The organism is Flavobacterium collinsii (genome assembly GCF_902804485.1).
Lineage (GTDB): Bacteria > Bacteroidota > Bacteroidia > Flavobacteriales > Flavobacteriaceae > Flavobacterium > Flavobacterium collinsii.
This window is the reverse complement of the sequence record NZ_CADCST010000089.1, coordinates 1-8,288: the sequence shown is the minus strand read 5'-3', so window position 1 is coordinate 8,288 and position 8,288 is coordinate 1. Positions and strand designations below refer to the sequence as shown.

Here is an 8,288-nt window from a genome sequence, read left to right as displayed (position 1 = left end):
TAGGAAAATAAGAGGTTTTAAAAAAAGTATCATTTTTTTTAACCTTTTTTAAAACCAAAAGCAATCCTATTACGTAAGTGCTATTATAACATCAGAATTATAATGGAGTAAAATAGCAAGTCATTGAAAATGAAGCTTGTTTGAATTATGTGATGGCATTTCTAATTTTAGAAGCAATAATAAAAATTAACATTTAGAAAGAATTAATCGTAAAGTAAATCTCAATAAAAAATTAATTATCGTGAATAGCTTCAATAAACTAAAAATACTGATTGTAGGTTTAACCACAGTCTTAGCACTCGGGGGATTCAGTAAAAATGATTTCCGTAAAGGACTTGTTCGATATGATAACAAGAATTCAGAGAGAATAGCTAACGATAATGCATTAATTAGGAATTAGTAGATAAGTTGATGTCTTCGGACTTCCAAAGAAAAATGAATTTAGAATTCCGGAAGCCCCATTCTTGCCCAGAGTAGCACATAAATGCCATTAAGATATATATCAAAAGGATCGGAATTTTGAGATGTATACGCACTATAACCGGGACATCAACTGTATTTAACATAAAGATATAAAAGAAAAGAAAAATTAATTCATGGTTTGATTTGTTTGTATGGGGGGAAGCCTAACGTCTGATTAACGTTAGGCTTCAATTTTTTATTTAACTTATGTTTAGTAAAAATATAGCAAGCAAAGTCATTTGGAGAAGGAGAATTTAACTAATTTTATAAAAAATTAAACAATGAAAAAAGTCTTATTTATAGCTTGTAGTGTTGTTCTTTTATTCGGCACGAAAATACAGGCGCAAACCAGTAAAGAAAAATTATCTAAAACAGATAAAACTATGGCAAAAGAAACCATTTATCAATTTAAGGTTGAAGATTTATCGGGAGACACTTTTGATTTTGCTTCGCTAAAAGGAAAAAAAGTGATGATTGTAAACACTGCGTCAAAATGCGGTTTAACTCCTCAGTACAAGGATCTTGAGGCAATCTACAAAGAGTACAAGGATAAAGGATTTGTAATTGTAGGTTTCCCTGCAAATAATTTTGCATCACAGGAACCGGGAACAAATAAAGAAATTGAGACATTTTGCCAGCAAAATTACGGTGTAACATTCCCAATGATGGATAAAGTTTCGGTAAAAGGGAATGATATGTGTGAAGTCTATAAATTTCTGACGCAAAAATCTAAAAACGGATTACAGGATTCTGAGGTAGAATGGAACTTTCAAAAATACCTGATCAATGAAAAAGGTGAATTGGTAAAAGTGATTAAACCAAGAACGTTACCAACAGATCCGGAAGTAATCAACTGGATCAAAGGTTAAAAAAAGAAAACAATAGATCTAATCCACAAAATTGAAAAGTAATATTTCAATTTTGTGGATTTTTTTGTTCATAAATGAAAGACAAAGGAGATTGTTCTGACTCATTTTGTTAGATTATAAAAAAGGAAAGAGATGATTTTGGAAAACTGATCTATGAGATTAGGATTTGCTTTGAAAGAGCTATAGCAATAGCATGGTGCATAGCACTATGAATGATGATGGTAAATATTGGGTTACGCCCTAGAGGCAAAAGCCTCTTCGCAAAGAAACGCATCTTGCATATTTTGTGTGAGATTCTCTAAGAACCTGGGAGTTTCTTTAATTGGGATTTCTAGGCCTACCATTGCTTTTTCTAAAGCTGTTTATTTCAATGTTAATTGCATAAAAACCAAATCGAGCCAATGATCAAATTTATATCCCACCTCGCGAAGGGTTCCGGTTACAACAAATCCAAATTTTTCATGAAAAGCAATACTTCCTGCGTTGTCGGCATCAATAGCTCCAATCATTACGTGATAACGCTGTTCTTTAGCCAAACGAATGAGCTCTGATAATAACTGAGATCCAATACCTTTTCCGATAACCGTATCCACTACATATACAGAATGTTCTACGGTATATTGATACCCAATTTTCTCACGGAATTGTCCGTAGCTTCCAAATCCAACGACCTCTCCGTCTAAATCAGCAACTACTACTGGCAGGTTTTTGGCTTTTTTATCTTCAAACCATTTTGTTTGAATTTCAAGAGTTTGAACTTCATAACTGTAGTTTGCAGTGGTATGTAAGATAGAATGATTTACAATATTCAGAATCTTTTCTAAATCTTTTATTGTTGCCGGTCTAAGGTTTAGGCTCATAGCTGTTTTTTAGATTATTTAGTGTTGAGCTCTGCCAGTAAAGTATCAACTTCTTTGGAATTCCAGTTCATTTCTTTTGAAATTTCCTTAGCATCCCTAGCATATTGCAAAGCCGATTTCTTGTCTTTTATTTTGTTGTAAAGTCTTGCCAGCAAAAGATTTCCATCATAAGAATCATTTAATTCGATCGCATGTTTTACCCATGAAATCGACTTTTTCAAACTCTCTGTGTCTGCGATATGTTTTAAGTAAGTTTGTCCGATGTCTTTTAGAGCAGTGGCATTGTTCCAGACTAATTTTTGTGTATTATTGAGAGTAACTTTTCTGTAGAACTGCCATTTTTCAGTTCGTTCAGCGAGGGTTAAGTCAAACTTAAACACCATCGAATCTATTTTTTGAAGGTGTATTGATTTTGCAATTTCTCTTTGTTTGTAATAGTTCGTTGTGTCTAAATTATCAACATAAGGGCGAAGCGATTCGGTTATTATATTTTCAATCTTGCGATCGATACGACTTTGGGAAGCTACAGTAGCGAATTCTTTTACGTGGCTTAAAACATATTGAAATTCTCTTGATTTTATATCCGTAACCCCATTGGCAATCACCCGCCAGTTGGTTTCACTAACCAATTGCGCATCCGATTGGGTATTGAGGTAAATGTGTGTCGGGACGGATAAATCAGTACGGTCTTTTCCTTTTTTCAGCGTATTCAGATAGTTGAAGAATTTCACAGAATTACTGGGATCAGCAAGGAATTCTTTTTCAAGATAAGGCAATTGTAACTTTGGATTTAAGGCAAAATTTGCTTCCATCATAAAAGCATCCTTTTTTAATTCTCCTTTTAAGGTATACAAAAGGGTTTCGTTAGTAGGATCTATAAACAGAAAAGTGGGAAGTGATTTCGTATTGAATTTATTCTTAAGTATTATGCCTTCTTCTTTTTCAATATTTTTCCAGACACAAACATAATTTTTGTTTAGAAACTCGATCACATTGGGATCAGTAAAAACTTCTTTTTTCATCAGATTACAATGCGGGCACCAATCTGCATAAAGCATTACAAAAAGTGGTTTTCCTTGTGTTTTGGCATTCTTCAGGGCAGTATTATAAGGAGTATCGTCAGGAATAAATTGATTTTGTCCTTGTATAGCCTGTACTGAAATTAAAAAAAAGAATAGATATAGGAAACGCATAGCGGTTTTGTTTGAATCGAAAAAATCATTTTTACAAATATATCCCCTTTTTCCAGAAACTCGTTTCAATATCTTCATATTTATAAGTTAAATCCAATGTGAAGTTTGTAACTTTGTGAGGTCAAAAAGAGCCTTAAAAACAATAAGCTTCTTTTCAAAAAGTAATACACCATAAGAATGATTTACCCCAAAATAGCGCTTGCACAAAGCATTATCGAAATTTGTTCAGGCAAAGGAATCACGAATATTATAATTTCTCCAGGATCAAGAAACGCACCTCTGACCATAGGATTTGCCCAAAACCCTAATTTTAACTGTTACAGTATTGCCGATGAGCGTTGTGCTGCTTTTTTTGCATTGGGAATTGCACAGCAAACCAAAGTACCTACCGTAGTTGTTTGTACGTCAGGATCAGCATTATTGAACTATTATCCGGCTGTAGCCGAAGCATTTTACAGTCAGATTCCATTGATTGTTATCTCAGCAGATCGCCCTCAAAGTAAGATTGATATTGGTGATGGACAAACGATTCGTCAGGAGAATGTATTTCAGAATCACTCCGTTTATAATGCTAATTTAACGGAAGAAGCTTCTGCAGAAAATGATCTAGAAATCAATAAAGCCATAGAAGCGGCCTTACTTCAAAAAGGCCCCGTTCATATTAATGCTCCCTTTGAAGAACCTTTATACGAAACCGTTTCAGAACTTTCTGTAGCACCAATAATTACAAATTCAGAAGAGATTCTGGGAACAAGAATCATAGAAAACGAAGCAGAAGCTGTTTCCATTTGGAATACTTCAAAAAGAAAATTAATTCTTATTGGAGGAATAAACGAAGTCAATTCTGTCGACAAAGAAATTCTGGAAAACTTCGCCAAAGATCCCTCAATTGTAGTGCTTACAGAGACAACATCAAATTTGCATCATCCTAGTTTTATTAATAGTATTGATACTTTAATCACTCCATTTGATGATGCTGATTTCAAAGATCTTGAACCGGAAGTTTTAATCACTTTTGGTGGTATGATTGTATCCAAACGAATTAAAGCCTTTTTACGAAAATATAAACCCGAACATCACTGGCATATAGATACTTTACGAGCTTATGATACATTTAATGCTCTAAGCAAACATTTTGTAATGGAACCTGATACTTTTTTCAAAGAACTGCTTCCAAAAACAGAATTTGTAAAGAGTGATTATTTTTCTAAAATTGATAAAATTTACGATTTAAGAAAAATCAGAAAAGAAGAATATCTGCGTAAAATTACATTCTCAGATTTTAAAGTATTTGAAAAAATAATTGGGTCACTTCCTAAAAGCAGTCAGTTGCAAATTAGCAATAGTTCAGCAATTCGATACGCGCAGTTAATTGAGATTGATCCTTCAATCGAAGTTTATTGTAACAGGGGAACAAGTGGTATTGATGGCAGTACATCAACAGCAGTTGGTGCAGCTGTAGGAAACGATAAACAAACCGTTTTTATTACGGGAGATATTAGCTTTCTGTACGACAGTAATGCTTTGTGGAATGCTTATATTCCTAAAAACTTCAAAATTGTTTTAATTAACAATGGAGGAGGAGGGATTTTTAGGATTCTTCCAGGTCACGAAGAAAAACCGGTTTTTAATACTTACTTCGAGACGTCACATCATTTAACAGCCGAACATCTGGCTAAAATGTATCAGATGAACTATTTTACAGCTACTGATGAGGATTCTTTAGCCGATGGGATTAAATCTCTTTATGCAACAAATAATGCTCCTTGTATTTTGGAAATATTCACTCCAACCGCTGAGAACGATATTGTTTTGAAACAATATTTTAAAGAGCTGGTTTAAACTTCAAAAGAATAAATAAAAAGACGCAAAGATTATTATTTCTTTGCGTCTTTTTAATTTTTACAGCAAACTCGAAACTAACGAATTGGAACCGGAAATACTGGTAAACTTGAATGTCCTAAAGCATCGATACTTTGCACGGCAAAAAAGTAATTGTCTTTAGAATAAGGGATTTCGGTTTTGGTATCTTTCACAAAAAAAGTTTTTTCCCAGTGTGGAGAAGAAGTTTCTCTCATTAAAATCTGGTAACCATAAGGGGTTTTTCCGTCAGGTGCGCTCCAGGCTAAAGTGGAAGAGTTAGAAAGCTCTTTTACTTCGATCCCTACGCTTAAAGGCGCTTTTGGTGACCACGCTAAATTGGCCAGCGTCGCTAAGTTGGAACAGGTATTTTTTCGTAGATATTCAAAATCCATAAATTCAGCAAGATCGCCATATTGAATACCGTTTTCGGTTCTTAAATCCTGATGCTGGTGATTGAAATTTTCATTCATTTCGCAAAAACGAACTGCGGTAAAGCCATTTTGACTGAACGGAGTATGATCACCGCCACGCAGGAAACGGTCATTTCGATACACTAATTTCACTTTTAACTGGTCTACATATTGTTCCGTAACCGTTTTGATGTAACGCGCCAATAAACGCGACGGGCTGTCATTATCGCGGTTTGTTGCTTTACGCATTTTAGCTTCCTCTTCGGTTTCTAAAAACGGAATGGTTTCGCTAAAAATTCTGATTTGAGTGTTGTCTCTTAAATTAGTACCACTGGAAAGGCTATTCCCAATCATGTCATTGTTTAGCATGGCTACAATATTCCAATTGGCTGCTTTTGCTAATTCTGCCAAATGACGAGCACCGTAAAGGCCTTGTTCTTCACCGGTTACAGCTACAAAAATAATAGTGGCAGGAAAAGACCTTTTACTCATTACTTTTGCCAGTTCGATAACGGCTGCAACACCGGAACCATCATCGTTGGCACCCGGAGCGTCAGATTTCACATTCATAACGTCGGAAACTCTCGAATCCAGATGCCCGCTTATGATAATCACGCGATTATCGTTCGGATCGGTACCTTTCAGGGTTGCCATGACGTTTCCGAGTTGGCTGTCTTTGGCTATTCTTTTCCCATCAGCTTTTACGTCAAAATAATCGATTTGAGAAGTTAGCCTTCCGCCGGATTCCAAGGCAAATCTGTCAAATTCGGCTTTTACCCATTGTTGGGCGGCACCAATACCTCTGGTTTTGCTTTTGGTATCGCTAAGGGTGTGTCTGGTGCCAAAAGAAACTAATTTATGAATGGTAGCTTCCAGGTTTTCGGCTTTGATCTCGCTGATCATTTTCTTTATTTCAGGATCTTCAACAATTTGTGAAGTAGAAATTTGGGTAAAGAACAAAAAGGTAAAAATGGAGTAGAAAATGGTCTTTTTCATTGATTTTGGATTAATTACAGGTTCTCAAATTTAACTAAAATGTATAAAATACAATGGGATCCGGGGGGCTTTTTTTAATTAGAAACATTTTTAGGATTACCATTTTCAAACTTCGTACATTTGCAGCTGGAAACTTAGCTGCTTAACAGCTTAGAATTTTAAGAATATGATTGAGATAGGAAAATACAACACCCTTACTATATTACGTGATACCAAAGTTGGTTTGTTTTTAGGTAACCCTGAGAAAGACCCTGAAGGAATTCATGATATTTTACTACCAAACAAATACGTCCCGAACGAATTCGAAATCGGGGAAGAATTAATCGTTTTTGTTTATTTAGACCACGAACAACGTCCGGTGGCGACAACTTTAGAACCTTACATTCTATTAAACGAATTTGCTTTATTGAGGGTGAATTACATTAACAATGTTGGTGCTTTTATGGATTGGGGAATGGAAAAAGATATTCTTGTTCCGTTTAAAGAACAAGCTCGTCCAATGGAAAAAGGAAAACGTTACCTGGTTTATTTGTATATGGACGAAAAAACAAATCGTCTGGTAGCTTCAAGCAAAACCAATCAGTTTTTAAGTAATGAGGATCTTACCGTTGAAAAAGGGGAGGAAGTAGAATTGATTGTTTCCCATATTACAGAGATTGGTATTAATGTAATTATCAATGAGAAACACAAAGGGTTGCTATACAAAGACGAAGTGTATGATGATGCCATCAGAACCGGAGACAGAATGCGCGGTTACATTAAAAACATACGTCCTGACAACAAAATTGACGTAGCACTTCAAGTACAGGGATATCAGAGCATCGAGCCTAATGCCGAAAAGATTTTAGATGAATTAAGAGCCAATCGTGGTTTTTTACGTTTAAATGACAACTCGCATCCCGAAGATATTAAAACGGTACTCAAAATGAGTAAAAAAACGTTTAAAAAGGCGATTGGGGCTTTGTATAAAGAAAAACTGATCGAAATTAAGGAAGACGGGATTTATCTGGTAAAGGAGTAAAAATTCCAATATTCAAATTCCAAACTCCAAATTTCGCATAGGACGAATAGTCTTGGAATTTGAGATTTGAAGTTTAAAATATATTGATATAACAGGAAAGGCTACTCATTACAAGTAGCCTTTCCCTTTTTATTCTAGTTTTAAAAAAAATTGTAATTAAAAAAAAACAGAAATAAAATAAATTCGAATCCATTCAAAAAAATAATAGCTTTAAAAATTTTAGAAATTACTTTCTGAAACGGTATGTCTTTTAAACAATCTATGCATCCATATTAAAAACAAAAACTCAATTTCACGGCTAGACCATTTGGTTTGATAAAATAACTTGTAGAAAGTTTTAGTTAGCATTTTTTCCTCTTTTCGTAATCAATTCGATACTAATTACTAAACAATTCCAGCTTTTAACCTTAGGTGTTACTATCTCCTTTTTAAAGTTTCAACAAACGAATAAATCATTTGCTCATTCTCCAGTGGTTTGTGAATAAAAACCGTAAAAAAATGAGCGACAAATTTTTTAAATTTTCTCAAAAAAATCATTTTTTAGGTTAATAAATCAGTGAAAGAAAATCAATCTTTGATCAATGAAATAAAATGTATCTCATTGATTTCTAGGG

General features: G+C 34.4%; 6 protein-coding genes. 3 read left to right on the top strand and 3 right to left on the bottom strand.

Annotation, left to right across the window (positions count from 1 at the left end; all coding sequences use genetic code 11):
* Window positions 1–743 precede the first annotated feature (743 nt).
* Window positions 744–1,331: a glutathione peroxidase gene (locus tag FLA105534_RS13680; RefSeq protein WP_173966685.1), complete on the top strand. Its 588-nt coding sequence runs from the start codon at window positions 744–746 to the stop codon at window positions 1,329–1,331.
* Between the two features lie 362 nt (window positions 1,332–1,693).
* Here FLA105534_RS13680 and FLA105534_RS13675 read toward each other — a convergent pair whose 3' ends face one another.
* Window positions 1,694–2,191 (bottom strand): GNAT family N-acetyltransferase, encoded by a 498-nt coding sequence (locus FLA105534_RS13675; RefSeq protein WP_173966684.1) that lies wholly within the window; start codon window positions 2,189–2,191, stop codon window positions 1,694–1,696.
* 14 nt (window positions 2,192–2,205) lie between these two features.
* On the bottom strand, window positions 2,206–3,384 hold the full coding sequence (locus FLA105534_RS13670; RefSeq protein ID WP_173966683.1) for a thioredoxin family protein: 1,179 nt from the start codon (window positions 3,382–3,384) through the stop codon (window positions 2,206–2,208).
* A gap of 177 nt (window positions 3,385–3,561) precedes the next feature.
* On the opposite strand from FLA105534_RS13670, the gene menD reads away from it, so the two are divergent.
* Window positions 3,562–5,226 (top strand): 2-succinyl-5-enolpyruvyl-6-hydroxy-3-cyclohexene-1-carboxylic-acid synthase, encoded by a 1,665-nt coding sequence (gene menD, locus FLA105534_RS13665; protein ID WP_173966682.1) that lies wholly within the window; start codon window positions 3,562–3,564, stop codon window positions 5,224–5,226.
* A gap of 77 nt (window positions 5,227–5,303) precedes the next feature.
* Here the strand turns inward: menD and FLA105534_RS13660 are convergent, their stop codons facing one another.
* Window positions 5,304–6,653, bottom strand: coding sequence for a M28 family metallopeptidase (locus tag FLA105534_RS13660; RefSeq protein WP_173966681.1), 1,350 nt, complete (start codon window positions 6,651–6,653; stop codon window positions 5,304–5,306).
* Between the two features lie 166 nt (window positions 6,654–6,819).
* On the opposite strand from FLA105534_RS13660, the gene FLA105534_RS13655 reads away from it, so the two are divergent.
* Window positions 6,820–7,674, top strand: coding sequence for a CvfB family protein (locus FLA105534_RS13655; protein ID WP_173966680.1), 855 nt, complete (start codon window positions 6,820–6,822; stop codon window positions 7,672–7,674).
* Window positions 7,675–8,288 lie beyond the last annotated feature (614 nt).

Bases quoted from the DNA above. Each gene is read 5' to 3' on its own strand.
- FLA105534_RS13675 (WP_173966684.1), bottom strand. From the start codon at position 2,191: ATGAGCCTAAACCTTAGACCGGCAACAATAAAAGATTTAGAAAAGATT.
- FLA105534_RS13660 (WP_173966681.1), bottom strand. From the start codon at position 6,653: ATGAAAAAGACCATTTTCTACTCCATTTTTACCTTTTTGTTCTTTACC.
- FLA105534_RS13670 (WP_173966683.1), bottom strand. From the start codon at position 3,384: ATGCGTTTCCTATATCTATTCTTTTTTTTAATTTCAGTACAGGCTATA.
- FLA105534_RS13655 (WP_173966680.1), top strand. From the start codon at position 6,820: ATGATTGAGATAGGAAAATACAACACCCTTACTATATTACGTGATACC.
- menD (WP_173966682.1), top strand. From the start codon at position 3,562: ATGATTTACCCCAAAATAGCGCTTGCACAAAGCATTATCGAAATTTGT.
- FLA105534_RS13680 (WP_173966685.1), top strand. From the start codon at position 744: ATGAAAAAAGTCTTATTTATAGCTTGTAGTGTTGTTCTTTTATTCGGC.